Origin of the sequence: Pseudomonas sp. AMR01 (assembly GCF_041946035.1) — a bacterium.
Taxonomy (GTDB): Bacteria; Pseudomonadota; Gammaproteobacteria; order Pseudomonadales; family Pseudomonadaceae; genus Aquipseudomonas; species Aquipseudomonas antarctica_B.
Map to the genome: position 1 here is coordinate 12,346 of NZ_JAUTYR010000051.1, position 16,664 is coordinate 29,009.

A 16,664-nucleotide genomic window follows, 5' to 3' on the forward strand; every position below is an offset into this window, starting at 1 on the left:
CCCTACTCTGCCACCGCCACCTGGTTGCGGCCCGAGGCCTTGGCGCGATACAGCGCCTTGTCGGCGGTGTTCATCAGGCTGTGCAGGTCTTGGTCGAGGCCTCGGATGGAGGCGACACCGAGGCTGGCGGTCAGCCCGTGCACCGGCTCTGCAACCAAGCCGGCAATCGCCTTGACCAGTTGCTCAGCGATGCCCCGCGCGGTTTCCAGGGACGTATTGGGCAACAACACCGCGAATTCCTCGCCGCCGAGTCGGCCATACAGATCCGACTGGCGAAACGACGCGCTGATGACCCCGCCAATCTGGCGCAGCACCTGATCGCCGGCCTGGTGGCCGTAGGTGTCATTGATGTTTTTGAAGTGATCCATGTCCATCATCAGCGCGCACAGCGGCTGCTGGTTGTCGCGGCATTGCGCGTACAACAGTTGGCCATGTTCGAAAAACGCGCGACGGTTCATCAACCCGGTGAGCTCATCGGTCTGTGCGGCACGCGTGGAAATATTGTGGGCACGTTCCATTTGCCGGGTCAGGCGAAAGGCTTTTTCCAGGGCGTCGGAGAATTTACGCGTCGCACCCATCGCAAACGTGGAGAACACCAGCACCGCCACCGCCACGCCCACTTGCATCGGCGCGGGCTGAAACAGCAGCCAGAATGTGCAGGGGAACAACACCAGGCCCATTGAGCCCAGGGTCATGTAGCGATACGCCGAATAACACGAGACCGCGCTGACCGACATGCCCACGGTAAACAGCATGACCAGCACTTGGGACACGCGATCGTCAGGCGGCATGACGGCCAACGCGCCAGCCCCCCAAACGCCCGCCGACAGCATCAACGTCACCCAGTAGCGACGCTCCCAGCGATCAGGCGTGCGTTCAACGTTCGGGCAGCGGAACCATTGCATGAACATCTGGACGCGCAACAAGGATGTCACCGCCAATACCGACAGCCACACCAGCATGACCGTGTGATCGAAGCGATCCCAGCACAGCCAGCACAGCATGACGGCGCCCAGGTAACTGCCGAAAATGGCAGCGAACGATTGGCGAAACAACTGGTGCAAACGGTCTGTTCGCACCTGTTCTTCGATAAAGCCATCCTGGTCCTGCGCACGCCCGAGGCCGTTCATGAACTCCGCCCGCTCCCACTGCCACGACAAAGGCGCCATTGTGGCACCCTGCCAGCAGCGCGGACAACAGAATCCGCCGAGGTAGAGCCGTTAAAGCGCTTCCGGTCGCAGAATCAACACACCCAACGGTGGCAGATTCAATGACAGCGACACCGGCTGCCCATGGCGCGGCTCATCGGCGGTGAACACCTCCCCGCCATTGCCGTAGTTGGAACCGGCGTACGTATCGGCATCACTGTTGATCACCTCACTCCAGCGCCCGGCGAAAGGCACACCGACCGAATAGGCTTCACGCGGGACCGGGGTGAAGTTAGCCACCACCAGCACCGGCTTGCCGTCCTTGCTCCAGCGCAACCAGGCGTAAACGCTGTTGATCGCATCGTCGCCAATCAACCACTGGAAACCCTGCGGTGCGTCATCCTGCTCATGCAGCGCCGGCTCCTCGCGGTACAGGCGGTTCAGGTCACCGACCAGCTTCTGCACGCCCCGGTGTTCGGGGTATTGCAGCAGGTACCAGTCCAGTTGCTGGTCGTGGTTCCACTCGCGCCATTGGCCGAACTCGCAGCCCATGAACAGCAGCTTCTTGCCCGGGTGCATCCACATGAAGCTCAAGTACGCGCGCAGGTTGGCAAACTTCTGCCAGCGGTCGCCGGGCATCTTGTCGATCAGCGAGTGTTTGCCGTGCACCACTTCATCGTGGGAAATCGGCAGGATGAAACGCTCGGACCAGGCGTACACCAAACCGAAGCTGAGCTCGTTGTGGTGATGAGCGCGGTACACCGGGTCTTGCTGGATGTAATGCAGGGAATCGTGCATCCAGCCCATGTTCCACTTGTAGTTGAAACCCAGGCCGCCCTGTTGGGTCGGCTGGCTCACACCCGGCCACGCCGTGGATTCTTCGGCAATCACCAACGCACCCGGTGCTTCCAGGGCGACCACGTCGTTCAAGTGCCGCAGAAAATCGATGGCTTCCAGGTTCTCGCGACCGCCATGGCGATTGGGTACCCACTCGCCGGCCTTGCGCGAATAATCGCGATACAGCATCGACGCCACCGCATCTACACGCAGGCCGTCAATGTGGAAATGCTTGAGCCAGTGCAACGCCGACGCCAGCATGAAGCCGTGCACTTCAGTACGGCCCAGGTTGTAGATCAGCGTGTCCCAGTCCTGGTGGAAACCTTCCAGTGGGTTGGCGTATTCGTACAACGCGGTGCCGTCAAATTGCGCCAGGCCGTGGGTATCGGTCGGGAAATGCGCCGGTACCCAGTCGAGAATCACGCCGATGTTGGCCTGGTGCAGGGCATTGATGAAGAAGCCGAAGTCTTCCGGCGACCCAAACCGCGCCGTCGGTGCGAACTGTGACAGTGCCTGGTAACCCCAGGAGCCGCCAAAAGGGTGTTCCATGATCGGCATCAGCTCGACATGGGTGAAACCCAGTTCCTGCACATAGGGAATCAGCCGCTCGGCCAGTTCACGCCAGCCGTATTGGCGAGCGACTTCACCGGCCTCGTCCAGCTCGCATTGCCAGGAGCCCACATGCAGCTCATAGATCGACAGCGGCGCGTTATAGCTTTGACGCTCCTGACGCGACGCCATCCATTCGTGGTCCTGCCAGTCCACCTGCAACGGCGCGGCAACCTTTGAAGCAGTGTCCGGCGGCAGTTGAGTGGCGAGCGCCATCGGGTCGGCCTTGAGCGGCAGAATGCCGTGAGCGCCCAGGATTTCGTACTTGTACGCCGCGCCCGGTTGCAGGCGCGGGATGAAGATCTCCCACACGCCCGACGGGTGACGCAGACGCATCGGATGACGGCGACCGTCCCAGATGTTGAAGTCACCCACCACCGACACGCGCCGGGCGTTCGGTGCCCACACGGCAAAACGCACACCGTCTACGCCGTCGACGCTGGTGACTTGTGCCCCCAGGCAACTGCTGAGGTCACGGTGGTTGCCTTCGGCAAACAGGTACAGGTCCATCTCGCCCAACAACAGCTGATTGAAGCTGTACGGGTCTTCGGTGATCTGCTCGCCACCGGCCCACTGAATTTTCAGCAGGTATTCCTGGCGCGTAGAGAAGTGCCCGACGAACAAGCCCGGCACCTGACTGGCGTCGAGGCTGCCGATCTGTTCACCGCTGTCGCGCGCCAGTACCTGGACGCTCAAGGCCTCCGGCAGGAAGGCGCGGATAAATTGGCCGCCGTGTTCATCATCGTGCGGCCCAAGGATCGAGAATGGGTCGTGGTGCTCGGCGCGGACCAATGCTTCGACGTCTTTCGGCGCCGGCATTGCAGTCAACTTCGCGTGCAGCGGTTCTTTATTTGTAAAGCTCATGACGTCTCCCCACCGCGTGCAGTTTTCGATATAGGTATTAGCCCGCTGAGCAGGCCGTGCAAACCTTGCAACGGCACCGGCAACCAGGTCGGGCGATTTTCCGCTTCGTAAGCCACTTCGTACGCGGCCTTCTCCAGACTGAACAACGTCAGCGCTGCGTCCTGGCCTTTGGCGTCCTGCCAGTCATGCGCCAGTGTAGACGTAGCCTGATGATAAGCCTCGATAAACGCCTTACGCGCTTCATTCAAATAACGGTCGGTCACACGCTTGCGGGCGGCGTCCGCTTCGGGCGAGTGATCCACGCCTTGTACATTCAGGGCCATGGCAGCTGCGTAATCAAACGAGCGCAGCACGCCGCTTACATCTTTATACGGGCTGTGCTTGCCGCGTCGCTCGTGCAGTGGGCGCGCCGGTTCACCTTCAAAGTCGATCAAAAACGCATCGCCTTTCACCACCAGTACCTGGCCGAGGTGCAAGTCACCGTGGACACGAATTCGCAACCCGCCCGCCGTGGCTTTCGCCAGGGCCTGAACATGGCTGCTGAGGTCTTTTTTGTGCGCCAGTAACTCACTGACCAACGCCTGATCGGCGGGGTTCAACTGGGCTTGATGAAGTTTGAGTAATTGCAGGGCGCGCTCGATCTGGGCGCCCACATCCTTGGCCCAGGCCTGGGTGTCTTTGGCCGTGGTGGCTTCGGGCTTGAAGTCTTTGTTGGTGGTTTTTGCCGCCAGCACCACGTGCATTTCACCCAGGCGCTGGCCGAGCAAGCCGGCAAAATCTTCCAGCTCACCGAGGGCGTTGTAGTGCTGTTCCTGTTCGGACATGGCCTCGGCCAGTTCGTCGCGAATCGCACGTTCCAGGCTGTTTTGCGTCCAGGCCCAGGCATCGCCCTGGTTGCTCAGGTAACCCTGGGCAATCATCAGCAAGTTGTCCTGCCCTTCCCCGTCGCGGCGAATCATTGAGCCCATCAGCGGCGAGATATTCGGGTATCCGGCGGCGGTCAGGTAAGCGCTCATTTCCAGCTCCGGGTGAACCCCGCTGCTGACTTTGCGGATCAGTTTGAGCACTAGGCTCTCGCCCACCACCACCGAGCTGTTGGACTGCTCGGCAGACAAGTAGCGCACCTGCGATTCGTCGCTCAGTTGCAGGTTGGCCAAATGCGGCGTGGCTTCAAAATGCAGGTCGCCGTCACTGGAATTCAACACAGTACCGGCCTGCAGGCCCTGGATCACCGCGCGAATAAAATGCTCAAGGCTGAACGCATCGGTCACCAGGCCAACCTGACGCGTACGGCGCACACGGGCCAGCGCCAGTTGTTGCGGCAAGGCGCTGGTGGATTGGTCGTCGCCCAAAAAGCCGAACGGCAACTGATAACGGCTGACCTGGCCACCGCTGGTGACCTCGATTTCGCTGAGCAACACCGGGTGCTCGGCGTCGCCGAACCTCACGCCATAAACAATGCGCACATTTTCAATGGCCGCGTCCTTGCCGGCGAACCAGCGCCGCTTGGGCAGCCAAACGGGCAGCGAGGTTTGCTCCAGCGTGGTGCGGCCAGGCTCTTCGAGTAATTCTTCCATGCGTTTTTTCAATACCAAGGTGGTGAAGTCCGGAATGCTCTGTGCGGGTTCCACATGCCAGCTCGGCATCTGGTTTTCCGCTGCCAGCACGAACCAATAAAAGCCATACGGCGCTAGGGTCAGCAGGAAATTCAGCTGGCCAATTGGTGGGAAAGCATTCCCGCCAAGCATCTCCACCGGCACCATCCCGGCAAATGCCGACAGGTCCAGCTCAGCCGCCTGGGCACTGCGCGACACGTTGGCCACGCACAGAATAATTTCAGTGCGGCCATCTTCGCCGGTGTACTCGCGGGTATACGCCAGGATGCGACGGTTACTCGGCGAGAGCATTTTCAGGCTGCCACGACCAAATGCCTTGGACTGCTTGCGCACCGCCAACATGCGCCGGGTCCAGTTCAGCAGCGAGTGCGGGTCCTGGGTTTGGGTTTCGACGTTTACCGACTGGTAGCCGTACAGCGGGTCCATGATCGGCGGCAGCACCAGGCTTGCCGGGTCGGCGCGGGAGAAGCCACCATTGCGGTCGATGGACCATTGCATCGGCGTGCGCACGCCGTCGCGGTCGCCCAGGTAGATGTTGTCGCCCATGCCGATTTCATCGCCGTAATACAGGGTCGGCGTGCCGGGCATCGACAACAGCAGGCTGTTGAGCAACTCCACACGGCGGCGGTCCCGCTCCATCAATGGCGCCAGGCGGCGTCGAATGCCCAGGTTGATCCGCGCGCGGCGGTCAGCGGCGTAGTAGTTCCACAGGTAGTCGCGCTCTTTGTCAGTGACCATTTCCAGGGTCAGTTCATCGTGGTTGCGCAGGAAAATGGCCCATTGGCAATTGGCCGGAATTTCCGGGGTCTGGCGCAAAATATCGGTGATCGGGAAGCGGTCTTCCTGCGCCAGCGCCATGTACATGCGCGGCATCAGCGGGAAGTGAAAAGCCATGTGGCACTCGTCGCCGTCATCGCCTTTCTTGTCACCGAAGTACAGCTGCGTGTCTTCCGGCCATTGGTTGGCCTCGGCCAGCAGCATGCGGTCGGGGTAATGCGCGTCGATTTCGGCGCGAATCTGCTTGAGTACGTCGTGGGTTTCCGGAAGGTTTTCGTTGTTGGTGCCGTCGCGCTCGATCAGGTACGGGATCGCGTCCAGACGCAAGCCATCGATGCCCATGTCCAGCCAATAGCGCATCACCGACAGCACGGCCTTCATGACCTGCGGGTTGTCGAAGTTGAGGTCCGGCTGGTGGGAGTAAAAACGGTGCCAGAAGTATTGGCCGGCGACTGGGTCCCAGGTCCAGTTGGACTTTTCGGTGTCGAGGAAAATGATGCGGGTGCCGTCGTATTTCTGGTCGTCGTCGGACCACACGTAGAAATCCCGTGCCGCCGAGCCTGGCTTGGCTTTGCGCGCGCGCTGAAACCACGGGTGCTGGTCGGAGGTGTGGTTGATGACCAATTCGGTGATCACTCGCAGCCCGCGACTGTGGGCTTCGGCGATAAAGCGTTTGGCGTCGGCCATGGTGCCGTAGTCGCTGTGCACGCCACGGTATTCGGCGATGTCGTAACCATCATCACGGCGTGGCGACGGGTAGAGCGGCAATAGCCAAATGGTATTCACGCCCAGGTCGGCGATGTAATCGAGCTTGGCGATCAAGCCAGGAAAGTCGCCGATACCGTCGTTATTGGAGTCGAAATAGGATTTGACGTGGACTTGATAGATCACCGCATCCTTGTACCAGAGCGGGTCTTTGATGAAGGTTGCAGCGTTGGGTTTCTTCGCCATTGGAAACTCCTGAAAATGCTGGAAAACCGCTTGGATGAACGCGGTCAATGTGGGAGCTGGCAAGCCCGCTCCCACAGCGGGCCTTCATCGCGATGAAGGCCCTGCCTGACTCAGGAAACAGTGATTCGCCAGATGCCGAATGGAGTGTGCGGTTCAAGGCGCATCCACTGGGTTTTGCCGTACCAGGTCCAGCGGTGACCGTTCATCAAGTCCTCGCCTTGTACCTGCGCATCGTCGGGCAGGCCCAATTCCCACAGCGGCAACTCGAAGCTGGCTTCCTGGGCATTGAACGGGTCGAGGTTGACGGCCACCAGAATGAAGTTGCTGCCATCCTCAGTGCGTTTGCCGAAGTACAGGATGTTGTCATTCCAGGCGTTGTAGAGCTTCAAACCCAAGTGGGTCTGCAGCGCCGGGTTTTGCCGACGGATGCGGTTAAGCTGGGCGATCTCGGCAATGATGTTGCCGGGCGCGGTGAAGTCTCTGACGCGGACTTCGTACTTCTCCGAATCGAGGTATTCCTCTTTGCCCGGTACCGGCGCGGCCTCGCACAGTTCAAAGCCCGAATACATGCCCCACAGGCCCGAGCCCATGGTCGCCAGCGCGGCACGGATCAAGAAGCCCGGGCGGCCTGACTCATGCAGGAACGGCGGGTTGATGTCCGGCGTGTTGACAAAGAAGTTCGGCCGGAAGCACTCGCGCCACGGCGACTCATTCAACTGCGTGAGGTATTCGCTCAGCTCGGCCTTGGTGTTGCGCCAGGTGAAATAGGTGTAGCTCTGGGAATAACCGACTTTGCCCAGGCGCGCCATCATTGCCGGCGTGGTGAACGCTTCCGCGAGAAAGATCACCTCGGGATATTTAAAGCGTACATCGCTGATCAGCCATTGCCAGAACGGCAGCGGTTTGGTGTGAGGGTTATCCACGCGAAAGGTCTTCACGCCCTCTTCTACCCAACCCACCACAACGTCGCGCAGCTCAGTCCACAGGCTCGGGATGGCATCCGCTGCGTAAAAGTCGACGTTGACGATGTCCTGGTACTTCTTCGGCGGGTTTTCGGCGTATTTGATCGTGCCGTCCGGGCGCCAGTTGAACCAGCCCGGATGCTGCTTGAGCCACGGGTGGTCCTGGGAGCACTGGATGGCGAAGTCCAAGGCGATTTCCAGGCCGTGGTCGGCGGCCGCCTTGACCAGGCGTCGGAAGTCATCGCGACTACCCAGTTGCGGGTGAATGGCCTCGTGACCGCCCTCCTCGCTACCGATCGCATACGGGCTGCCCACGTCATCCGGGCCTGCGGTCAGGGAGTTGTTCTTGCCTTTGCGATGGCTGCGCCCAATCGGATGGATGGGCGGGAAGTACAGCACGTCGAACCCCATGTCGTGGATCATCGACAGGCGCGAGTGCACATCATTGAATGTGCCGTGACGCGATGGATCGTCGGTGATCGAGCGGGGAAACAGCTCGTACCAGCTGGCAAACTGCGCAGCTTCGCGTTCCACGTCAATCGGGTAGACCGTGCTGATGCTCAAATAGGCGCGGTGGTCGGCCTGAGTCATCAAGTGTGCACTGTCTTCGTGCAGGAACAACGCAACTTGCTCGGTTTCCAGCAGGCCAGACAGTTCATGGTGCAGCAGCATCAAGCGGTCGCGCAGTTCATTGTCGCTGCGCTCGGCGGCCTGCAGCACCAGGCTGCGACCTTCCTGCAATTCCAGGCTCACCGGTACGCCGGCTTCATGCTTCTTGCGCAATTCATAGCCGAAGCTGGCGAACGTATCGATCCAGGCCTCGATGCAATACTCATGCGGGCCCTGGGCGGTGACAGTAAACGCGCCTTCCCAGCCATTGTTGCCCACATCGGCCATCACCACGCTGTGCCAGCTTTCTTCGGCGAGCGCGCGCCAGCGAATCAGCACGGCGAGTTTGTCATGGCCGTCTGCGAACACTGTGCTGGTGACGTTTACTTGCTGGCCCACGACCGCTTTAACGGCAAATTCGCCGCCGTCGATCACGGGTTGGGTGCCTTCTATAGCGATCCTCGGCAGCAACAGCGCCTGGGACAACGGCAATGCGGAGTTCTCTGGAGCCAGTGTTTCAGCAATCATCGAGCATCTTCCCCTTACGCCCTGTGGACGCTCTTTGCTTGATCCGAATTCTGATGCGGCAGCGCTCTCCCTGAGCAGGGCCGTCATAGGTCCGAGCCTGCTCTCGGGTTAAAAGTTCACGTGGATGTGCCGCCATCCGGCGGGGAATCATTTGCTTCCGGCGGATGTCCACCGATAGAGCAAAGCACAAAGGAGGCCACACCGATGAATATCCCGATCCCGGCTGAAACCCCAGACCCCAATATCGACAGCCCGACCCTGCCGCCCATCGAGCCGCAGCCGATTCCCGAGAAAGAACCGCCTGGCAGTACCCCGCCACCCGTGGAAGAACCGCCGACGACCATGCCACCGGTGATTGTCTAAACGACGGCGGCAGATGTGTAGTTGCCCGCGCTGCGCAACAGTGCGGGCAAACCTTGCAGAAACGTCCTACGGACAACAGAGATAGCACTGAAATCTATCTCCCGATCGACTGTCGGAGAATCAACTCGCGTGGGCCAAAGCCAAGCAACTGACATGGCGTGGTCCTCTTTCAATCACAATGCGAGTGCCCATCATGTCGATATCACCCATGCCGCACCAACCGTCCATTCCACTGACGCCGACCCCTTCCCCGACAGGCCCTCACACTCCGTCGCAGGTCAAGCGGCATGAGCATGAGTCACACCACCATCACGATAAGCCCTTGGACACCGACAAAACCCCGGAAAAGTCCACTGCGCCACCCTCGGCGGAGGCCCTCGCCAAGATGAATCAACTGGGCCGCCTGCTTAACCGCGACAACCTCATTAAAATGATGCGCGCGCCCTACTCCGCAGAGACCAGGCAGAGCGTCAAGGCGTTGCGCCAATTGGTAAGTAAGGAGACGATCAACACGATGACTCGTGATCCAAAAGAGCGGGCAGACTTGAGGGCCAAACTGGGTGAATTGTTCAGCGAGAAAAACATACACATTTTGCAACGCGAGGCGTCAGCGTTGCCCATTGCGGAGTTGACTCCTGAAAGGATCGCTCAGCGTACTGCCGACGCCGATCCAGAAAAGAGCTATGAGGCTACCCAAAAAATCCAATCAGAATTGGATGATGAAAAACTCAACACGCGTAACCGCAAGCGCCAGTGCCAACCCCTCTGCGAAAAGCTGATCGCAATTGGCCAGTCCCTGGGCACACAAGCGCCAGAGGCAACGCCTGGCTCCAAGCCTGAAGCCGACGTTACACCGCACCACAACAGCACGGTTCACCATCATCACAACCATGCCCAAGTGCAATCAGACACGCCTCTCTCAACAGAAGCCCTGACGACGATGCGCGACCTCGCCGACATTTTGAGTCGGGACAGCCTGATCCGGATGATGCATGAGCCTCACACCACGTATAACGCACAGCGACGTAAAAGGCTTGATGAGCTGTTAAGTGAGGATTCACTCAACAGCCTGAGTTCCGATCTTAAAGAGGTGAAAAAACTCAGGGCGCTGATAGATCTGATATTAAGCTTGGAAAACCTCCAGAGCCTGCTGTATGAGGCATTCAGGAACGATGCGGTGACCTGAGTTACAGCGCTGTCACCACCCAAGACACAATCACTCATCCTTCTCCAGGCGCTTGACGATCATTGGCATTACGCTGAAGACCGCCAGCGCCAGCAACGTACTGAGCACTGCCGTCGATTCACGGCCCATTCCCGTCGCCACACCAATGGCGGCGGTCATCCACAAGCCGGCGGCCGTGGTCAGGCCTTTGACGTGCTGGTCATCTTCGTCTGCCCGGCCTTTGATAATGGTCCCGGCGCAGAGGAACCCGATCCCTGCAATGACTCCCTGCAACACGCGGCTCATGGCATCTGCCTGACTGCCGGACATCTGCGGCACCAACACAAACAATGCGGCGCCCATTGCCACCAGCATGTGCGTGCGCACCCCGGCGGCCTTGCCCTTCTGTTCTCGTTCAAAGCCCAAAATACCGCCCAGGATTGCGGCAATCAGCAAGCGAACAGTGATTTGAGTGAGCTGCCTCGCATCGCCGATGTCGGCGAACTCGGTTTGCAGGGTTTGCCAGACTTCATGTAACCAGGCGTCCATGAAGAACATCCTTCGTCAGTGTGAATAAGCAATGGACAGTGGCGACCGCCAGTCAGTTGCCGGGAACCGCCATAACGGCCGGTTCCCTAATGTTCATCAGCCTGTAAAAAGGGGATCACCATGCCAATACGTATAGAAGGCGAGACGTGCTATTTCAAAGTCACCGATGCGGGTCAGGAACGCAGCCTGGAGGCGACGCAAGTAACGATCAGCACTGACAGTGACAAAGCCATGTCCTTCGTTGAGGTGAACGGCGAGCGCATCTACATCACTGAAGCCGAGGCCGATGCCTTGACCGTCGCTCACGCTCAGGACGGGCGGAAGCATTTGAAGGCGACCGACAGCGGTTCGGTTGTCTGATTGACCTGTATCAGAGCCTATCGATAACACCTGCACCCCACGGCTTGGGTGCAGTCGATTGCCGCACGCGTGACCCGCCGGGCCATCTGATCCGCTTTTTATCGCCTCATCTGAGCCTGTTATGCAATAAGCTTGAAGCCCATAGTGCCTCGGCCTTATGGATGTTAACAACGCTAATCAGGCCTCCATGAAACGCTACGAAAAATTCGCCGATGACATCGCAGAACTGATTCGCTCCGGCGTGCTTGGACCCGGCCAGCGCGTGCCGTCGGTGCGCTATGCGAGCCAGACCTATGGCGTCAGCCCGTCCACGGTGTTCCAGGCGTACTACCTGCTGGAGCGCCGTGGCCTGATCCGCGCGCGGCCGCGCTCCGGCTACTTCGTCAACACTCACACACCCAGCCCGTTCTCCGAGCCGGTGGTGAGCGAGCTGGTGCATGAGTCCACCGAAGTCGATGTGAGCGAGCTGGTGTTTTCAGTCCTCGATTCCATCAAGGACCCGAACACCGTGCCCTTTGGCTCGGCGTTCCCCAGCCCGATGCTGTTTCCGCTACAGCGCTTGGCCCGCTCGCTGGCCAGCGCCAGCCGCGAGATGGACCCGCGCCTGGTGGTCACCGACATGTCGCCGGGCAACCCGCAACTGCGCCGGCAGATTGCCCTGCGGTATATGGTCGGCGGGCTGATGCTGCCCATGGAAGAGCTGCTGATCACCAACGGTGCCCTCGAAGCGCTCAACCTGTGCCTGCAAGCCGTGACCGAGCCGGGCGACCTGGTGGCCATCGAGGCTCCGGCGTTTTATGCCTGCCTGCAAGTGTTGGAGCGTTTGAAGCTCAAGGCGGTGGAAATTCCCGTGCACCCGCGCGATGGCATTGACTTGAGCGCACTGGCACAAAGCCTTGAGCGTTACCAGATCAAGGCCTGCTGGACCATGACCAGTTTCCAGAACCCCATGGGCGCAACGCTGCCGGAGGCCAAAAAGCAGGCGCTGGTGGAACTGTTGCGCCGCCATCAAGTGCCACTGATCGAAGACGATGTTTACGCGGAGCTGTATTACGGGCAACACGCGCCCAAACCGGCCAAGGCCTTCGACACCGAAGGTCTGGTCATGCATTGCGGGTCGTTTGCCAAAAGCCTCGCGCCGGGCTACCGCGTCGGCTGGGTCGCGGCCGGGCGGTATGCGCAGAAGGTTGAGCGCTTGAAGCTGATGACTTCGCTGTGCCCGTCGATGCCCGCCCAGGCTGCCATTGCGGACTACCTGCAACACGGCGGTTATGATCGGCACTTGCGCAAATTGCGCTATGCCCTGGAAGAGCAGCAAAGCGCCATGCTGGCCGCCATTGCCCGTTACTTCCCGGCACAGACAAGGGTCAGCCAGCCCTCCGGAGGTTACTTTCTGTGGCTGGAACTTCCGGAGCACACCGATTCATTGAAGGTGTTTCAGATGGCGCTGGCACAAGGCATCAGCATCGCACCGGGGCCGATTTTCTCGGCGACCCAGCGTTTCAGAAATTGTATCCGGTTGAATTACGGCAGCCCGTGGACCGAGGTATCCGAGAAGGCAATGGAAACATTAGGTCGGATTGTGCGGTCGTTTTGATCCGGAACCAACCTGAAGACAGAGCCACAGAATGGGCGCACTCCTCTTACACCGAGGGGTGCGTTCACTGGGTTCAATTAGAAGGTAATTTCCTATGTTCATGTCCGTCACCTCAAGCCTCCTGAGGCTGCCCGCTATCCCTCGCCACTACATGCGCGCTGCCGAACAGAGGCACGTGCGCGAAATGACAGGGCCGACTGGCCGCCCCGGGATTGACCATCGCTCGGCCGAAAGAATCATCGAACAAAGCGCCGTCACACGACGCTTTCTTGAAAGCCGCGATCATTACGAGCTAAGTGATGAGCTCAAGCTGCGGGTCGGTGACTGGACGGACGCCAATCCAGACCCCAAGTCCAGGTCGGATGCAGCCTATCATCTGGACAAAGTGCTGCGTTTTATCGACAACCTGGATGATCGCGCACTTAAACAGAGCCAGAGCCGCAATGGCCATATCGACGGCTTTTCCAACGACGGCTATGGCATTACCGCTGACTCGGAAGCCAGCGTGCTCAAGGCTTTTTCGCAAAGAGGCTACGAAGCCTTGCGCTATCTGCCGAGCTGAGTTGCCGGCGCCTTAACGGCCACCCCCCAGATCGAGAAAGGTGCCGGTGGTGTAGGAAGCTTTATCCGACAGTAACCAGATAATCGCTTCCGCCACTTCATCCGGTCGCCCGCCACGGGCCATGGGAATCCCGGACTCGAGCTTGCTGACCCGGTCCGGGTCGCCGCTGAGGGCGTGGAAATCGGTAAAAATATAGCCGGGGCGCACCGCGTTGACGCGAATGCCTTCACCGGCGACTTCCTTCGACAGGCCAATGGTAAAGGTGTCCACCGCGCCTTTGGAGGCCGCGTAGTCAACGTATTCACCCGGCGACCCCAGGCGCGCCGCCACCGACGAAACGTTGACGATGCTGCCACCCTGCCCGCCGTGCCTGGGCGACATGCGCAGCACTGCGTGCTTGGCGCACAAAATCGGGCCGAGTACGTTGGTCTTCATGATTTTCAGGATGCGGAACTCGGACATCTCATCAACCCGCGACTTATGCCCCACCGTGCCGGCGTTATTCACCAGCGCAGTCACCCGCCCCAGCTCGGCATCGACACGGTTGAACAGCCCGATCACTTCATCCTCAATGCTCACATCAGCCTTCACCGCGATGGCCTGAGCGCCAAGCGCGCGCACCTGTTCCAGCACGCTATGGGCGGCGTTTTCGTCGGCTTGGTAATTGATGCAAATGCGATAGCCCTGGCGCGCAGCCAGCAATGCCGTCTGGGCGCCAATCCCACGACTGCCCCCGGTGATGATGACGACTTTGTCCATGCGTGTGTTCTCCTGATTCAACCTGATGGTTAGGGTTGGATCCAAGAGTACGCGTCACGCACGGTTTTTGTCAGACGCGAGCGCGTCTTCGGAACGCTGGATATCGGCCATGAACCGGTCAGCCGGCAATGGGTGCCCCAGCAAGTAGCCCTGCAGGGCGTTGCAGCCCAGACGAGTGAGGAAACTTTGCTGCACGTCGGTCTCCACCCCTTCGGCGACAATCCGCAACCCAAGGGCCTGACCAAGGGCGACAATTGCCGACACAATCGCCGCGTCGTCGCTGTCGTGTTCAAGGTCACGAACGAAACCCCGGTCGATCTTCAGCTCGTTCGCCGGCAGGCGCTTGAGGTACATGAGGCTCGAATAACCCGTGCCGAAGTCATCAATGGACAGGTCGACGCCCATGTCGGAAAGCTGCTGCAACACCGTCATGCTCGCATCGGCATCGCTCATGGCGGTGGTCTCGGTGATTTCCAGGGTCAGGCTGTTGGCGGGCAAGCGATGCCGCTCCAGCGCCGCCGCCACGCTGGTGACCAGCCCTGCATGGCAAAACTGCAACGCCGACAGGTTCACCGCAATGCGCCAGTCTTCGTAGCCCTGGGCAAACCAAACGGCCATCTGACGGCACGCCTCGTCAAGCACCCAGTCACCGATGGGAATGATCAACCCGGTCTTTTCCGCCAGCTCAATAAACGTCGCAGGCAATAACAGCCCCTGCTGTGGATGCTCCCAACGCAGCAAGGCCTCGGCGCCGACCGCAATGCCACTCACCGCATCGAATTTGGGCTGGTAATACAGGCGGAACTGTTCCTGCTCCAAGGCGTTGCGCAAATCCTGCAACAGTTGCAGTTGTTTGCGCGCGTTGGTGTTCATCGACACATCAAAAAAACTGTAGCCGTTCTTGCCCATGCCCTTGGCGTGATACATCGCCGCATCGGCGTTCATCAACAGCTCCTGGGGGTTATTGCCGTTGCCCGGGAACATCGCAATGCCGATGCTGGCGGAAATCTTCAGCTCATGTTCGGCAACCTGGAACGCCCGATTGATCAGGCCAACCTGGCGTTCCGCCAGGCCCATGGCATCGTCCGGCTGGGTCAATTGCACCAGCAACACAAACTCGTCGCCGCCGATGCGCGCCAGGGTGTCGTGACCGCGCAAGTCCTCGCGCAGACGCAGGCCCACCTCGCGCAACAACTGGTCGCCCATGTGATGGCCAAAAGCATCGTTGACCGGTTTGAAGCCATCCAGGTCGATAAACATCAAGGCGAAGCAACCGCCCTGCTCCTTCACCGCCTGTATGGCCTGCTGAATGCGGTCGGCGAGCAAGGTGCGATTGGGCAGGCTGGTGAGCATGTCATGCAGGGCCAAGTGGGTCAGTTCCTGATTGGCCTGGGTCAGGGAGTCGGCCAGCACCGCCGTGCGCGCTTCGAGGCGCGCGTCGAGCAACGAGGTCAACAACGCGATGGCCAGCACTGCCAGCGAAGTCACCAGCACCAGATTATCCAGGCCCTTGCCGCTCAAGCCGGTCAGCGCTGCACCGCAGAAACTGTCATCGGCAAACTGCGCCGCCGCCATCCCGGTGTAATGCATGCCGACGATGGCAACGCCCATCACCACCGCCGCCCCGGCCCGCGCCAGACGCACGTAAGGCGTATTGCGGCGCAGGTGGAAGGCGATCCACAGCGCGGCGCCGGAGGCAACCACGGCGATCAGCAACGAGGCGCCAAACAAGGTGGGGTCGTAGTCGATGCCCGGCGTCATCTGCATTGCGGCCATGCCGGTGTAATGCATGCTGCTGATGCCTGCGCCCATGATCAGCGCGCCAACGCCCAATTGCCACGCAGGCAGGCGTGGCTGAGTGACCAGCCATAACGCGAAGCCGCAGGACAATACGGCGATGAGCAGTGACAACGCGGTGATGCCGAGGTCGAATCCGAGGGCAAACGGCAGGCGCAAGGCCAATATTCCGATGAAGTGCATGGACCACACGCCAGTGCCCATCGCGAGTGCGCCGCCGCTTATCCACCCATACACCGCGCGGCCCTTGGCGGTCGCAATGCGGCCGGCCAGGTCCAGCGCGGTATAAGAAGCCAGGATCGCCACGAACAGGGAGATCACGACCAGGGAGGGGGAATAACTACCGATAAGCATGGGGTTTCTCGGAACTGACGGGCTTGAGACGCTCGTACCAGGTGGCAAAGCGGGCGATTGTAGCGAGATTATTCTTGGGGGGTTGATTAATTGTCATCGGGCCATTAGTGGCGTTTTGACGTCAAAGTGTTGGCTTGGGGGGATGGGGGTTTATCCGGCATTTGCGTTACGGCTTGGATTGGTTCCGCTCTTACAGCGGGTCACTTTTGGAAGGACCCAAAAGTAACCAAAAGGTCCTCGCCCCACCACTCGGTGCC

12 protein-coding genes are annotated in these 16,664 nt (G+C 60.0%); 5 read left to right on the forward strand and 7 right to left on the reverse strand.

Annotated features, from left to right (window positions below; all coding sequences use genetic code 11):
• Nucleotides 1–2: 2 nt before the first annotated feature.
• The 4 genes from Q7C20_RS25055 to Q7C20_RS25070 form a co-directional block, all read right to left on the reverse strand.
• Entirely contained in the window at nt 3–1,169 is a 1,167-nt protein-coding gene (locus tag Q7C20_RS25055; RefSeq protein WP_375070949.1) for a diguanylate cyclase, read from the reverse strand.
• Nucleotides 1,170–1,220: 51 nt separating this feature from the next.
• Nucleotides 1,221–3,458, reverse strand: coding sequence for a 1,4-alpha-glucan branching protein GlgB (glgB, locus tag Q7C20_RS25060; RefSeq protein WP_375070950.1), 2,238 nt, complete (start codon nt 3,456–3,458; stop codon nt 1,221–1,223).
• The gene (gene treS / locus Q7C20_RS25065) at nt 3,455–6,802 is read right to left on the reverse strand and encodes a maltose alpha-D-glucosyltransferase (protein ID WP_375070951.1); all 3,348 of its coding nucleotides are present in this window, start codon (nt 6,800–6,802) and stop codon (nt 3,455–3,457) included. Before treS ends, glgB begins: the two co-directional genes overlap by 4 nt.
• A 110-nt stretch (nt 6,803–6,912) precedes the next feature.
• Nucleotides 6,913–8,901 (reverse strand): alpha-1,4-glucan--maltose-1-phosphate maltosyltransferase, encoded by a 1,989-nt coding sequence (locus Q7C20_RS25070; protein WP_375070952.1) that lies wholly within the window; start codon nt 8,899–8,901, stop codon nt 6,913–6,915.
• A 204-nt stretch (nt 8,902–9,105) separates the two neighbouring features.
• Between Q7C20_RS25070 and Q7C20_RS25075 the strand changes: the two genes are divergently transcribed.
• Together Q7C20_RS25075 and Q7C20_RS25080 are read left to right on the forward strand one after the other, a co-directional pair.
• On the forward strand, nt 9,106–9,264 hold the full coding sequence (locus tag Q7C20_RS25075) for a hypothetical protein (protein WP_348061660.1): 159 nt from the start codon (nt 9,106–9,108) through the stop codon (nt 9,262–9,264).
• Nucleotides 9,265–9,586: 322 nt separating this feature from the next.
• On the forward strand, nt 9,587–10,450 hold the full coding sequence (locus tag Q7C20_RS25080) for a hypothetical protein (protein WP_375070953.1): 864 nt from the start codon (nt 9,587–9,589) through the stop codon (nt 10,448–10,450).
• A gap of 30 nt (nt 10,451–10,480) precedes the next feature.
• Here the strand turns inward: Q7C20_RS25080 and Q7C20_RS25085 are convergent, their stop codons facing one another.
• Nucleotides 10,481–10,978, reverse strand: coding sequence for an MgtC/SapB family protein (locus Q7C20_RS25085; protein WP_375070954.1), 498 nt, complete (start codon nt 10,976–10,978; stop codon nt 10,481–10,483).
• A gap of 120 nt (nt 10,979–11,098) precedes the next feature.
• On the opposite strand from Q7C20_RS25085, the gene Q7C20_RS25090 reads away from it, so the two are divergent.
• The 3 genes from Q7C20_RS25090 to Q7C20_RS25100 all read left to right on the forward strand — a co-directional run bounded on the left by Q7C20_RS25090 (nt 11,099) and on the right by Q7C20_RS25100 (nt 13,497).
• Nucleotides 11,099–11,338 carry a DUF3203 family protein gene (locus Q7C20_RS25090; RefSeq protein ID WP_375070955.1) on the forward strand — a complete coding sequence of 80 codons (240 nt, stop codon included), beginning with the start codon at nt 11,099–11,101 and terminating at the stop codon, nt 11,336–11,338.
• Between the two features lie 187 nt (nt 11,339–11,525).
• On the forward strand, nt 11,526–12,935 hold the full coding sequence (mapR, locus tag Q7C20_RS25095; protein ID WP_375070956.1) for a GntR family transcriptional regulator MpaR: 1,410 nt from the start codon (nt 11,526–11,528) through the stop codon (nt 12,933–12,935).
• 184 nt (nt 12,936–13,119) lie between these two features.
• The gene (locus Q7C20_RS25100; protein ID WP_375070957.1) at nt 13,120–13,497 is read left to right on the forward strand and encodes a hypothetical protein; all 378 of its coding nucleotides are present in this window, start codon (nt 13,120–13,122) and stop codon (nt 13,495–13,497) included.
• Between the two features lie 12 nt (nt 13,498–13,509).
• On the opposite strand, the gene Q7C20_RS25105 is transcribed toward Q7C20_RS25100, so the two are convergent.
• Both Q7C20_RS25105 and Q7C20_RS25110 read right to left on the reverse strand, forming a co-directional pair.
• Complete coding sequence (locus tag Q7C20_RS25105) at nt 13,510–14,256, reverse strand: SDR family oxidoreductase (protein ID WP_375070958.1); 747 nt, start codon at nt 14,254–14,256, stop codon at nt 13,510–13,512.
• Between the two features lie 54 nt (nt 14,257–14,310).
• Nucleotides 14,311–16,407 carry a putative bifunctional diguanylate cyclase/phosphodiesterase gene (locus Q7C20_RS25110; RefSeq protein WP_375070959.1) on the reverse strand — a complete coding sequence of 699 codons (2,097 nt, stop codon included), beginning with the start codon at nt 16,405–16,407 and terminating at the stop codon, nt 14,311–14,313.
• Nucleotides 16,408–16,664: the final 257 nt, after the last annotated feature.

Bases quoted from the DNA above. Each gene is read 5' to 3' on its own strand.
- Q7C20_RS25085 (WP_375070954.1), bottom strand. From the start codon at position 10,978: ATGGACGCCTGGTTACATGAAGTCTGGCAAACCCTGCAAACCGAGTTC.
- Q7C20_RS25090 (WP_375070955.1), top strand. From the start codon at position 11,099: ATGCCAATACGTATAGAAGGCGAGACGTGCTATTTCAAAGTCACCGAT.
- Q7C20_RS25105 (WP_375070958.1), bottom strand. From the start codon at position 14,256: ATGGACAAAGTCGTCATCATCACCGGGGGCAGTCGTGGGATTGGCGCC.
- Q7C20_RS25075 (WP_348061660.1), top strand. From the start codon at position 9,106: ATGAATATCCCGATCCCGGCTGAAACCCCAGACCCCAATATCGACAGC.
- Q7C20_RS25100 (WP_375070957.1), top strand. From the start codon at position 13,120: ATGACAGGGCCGACTGGCCGCCCCGGGATTGACCATCGCTCGGCCGAA.
- Q7C20_RS25110 (WP_375070959.1), bottom strand. From the start codon at position 16,407: ATGCTTATCGGTAGTTATTCCCCCTCCCTGGTCGTGATCTCCCTGTTC.
- treS (WP_375070951.1), bottom strand. From the start codon at position 6,802: ATGGCGAAGAAACCCAACGCTGCAACCTTCATCAAAGACCCGCTCTGG.
- mapR (WP_375070956.1), top strand. From the start codon at position 11,526: ATGAAACGCTACGAAAAATTCGCCGATGACATCGCAGAACTGATTCGC.
- Q7C20_RS25055 (WP_375070949.1), bottom strand. From the start codon at position 1,169: ATGGCGCCTTTGTCGTGGCAGTGGGAGCGGGCGGAGTTCATGAACGGC.
- glgB (WP_375070950.1), bottom strand. From the start codon at position 3,458: ATGAGCTTTACAAATAAAGAACCGCTGCACGCGAAGTTGACTGCAATG.
- Q7C20_RS25070 (WP_375070952.1), bottom strand. From the start codon at position 8,901: ATGATTGCTGAAACACTGGCTCCAGAGAACTCCGCATTGCCGTTGTCC.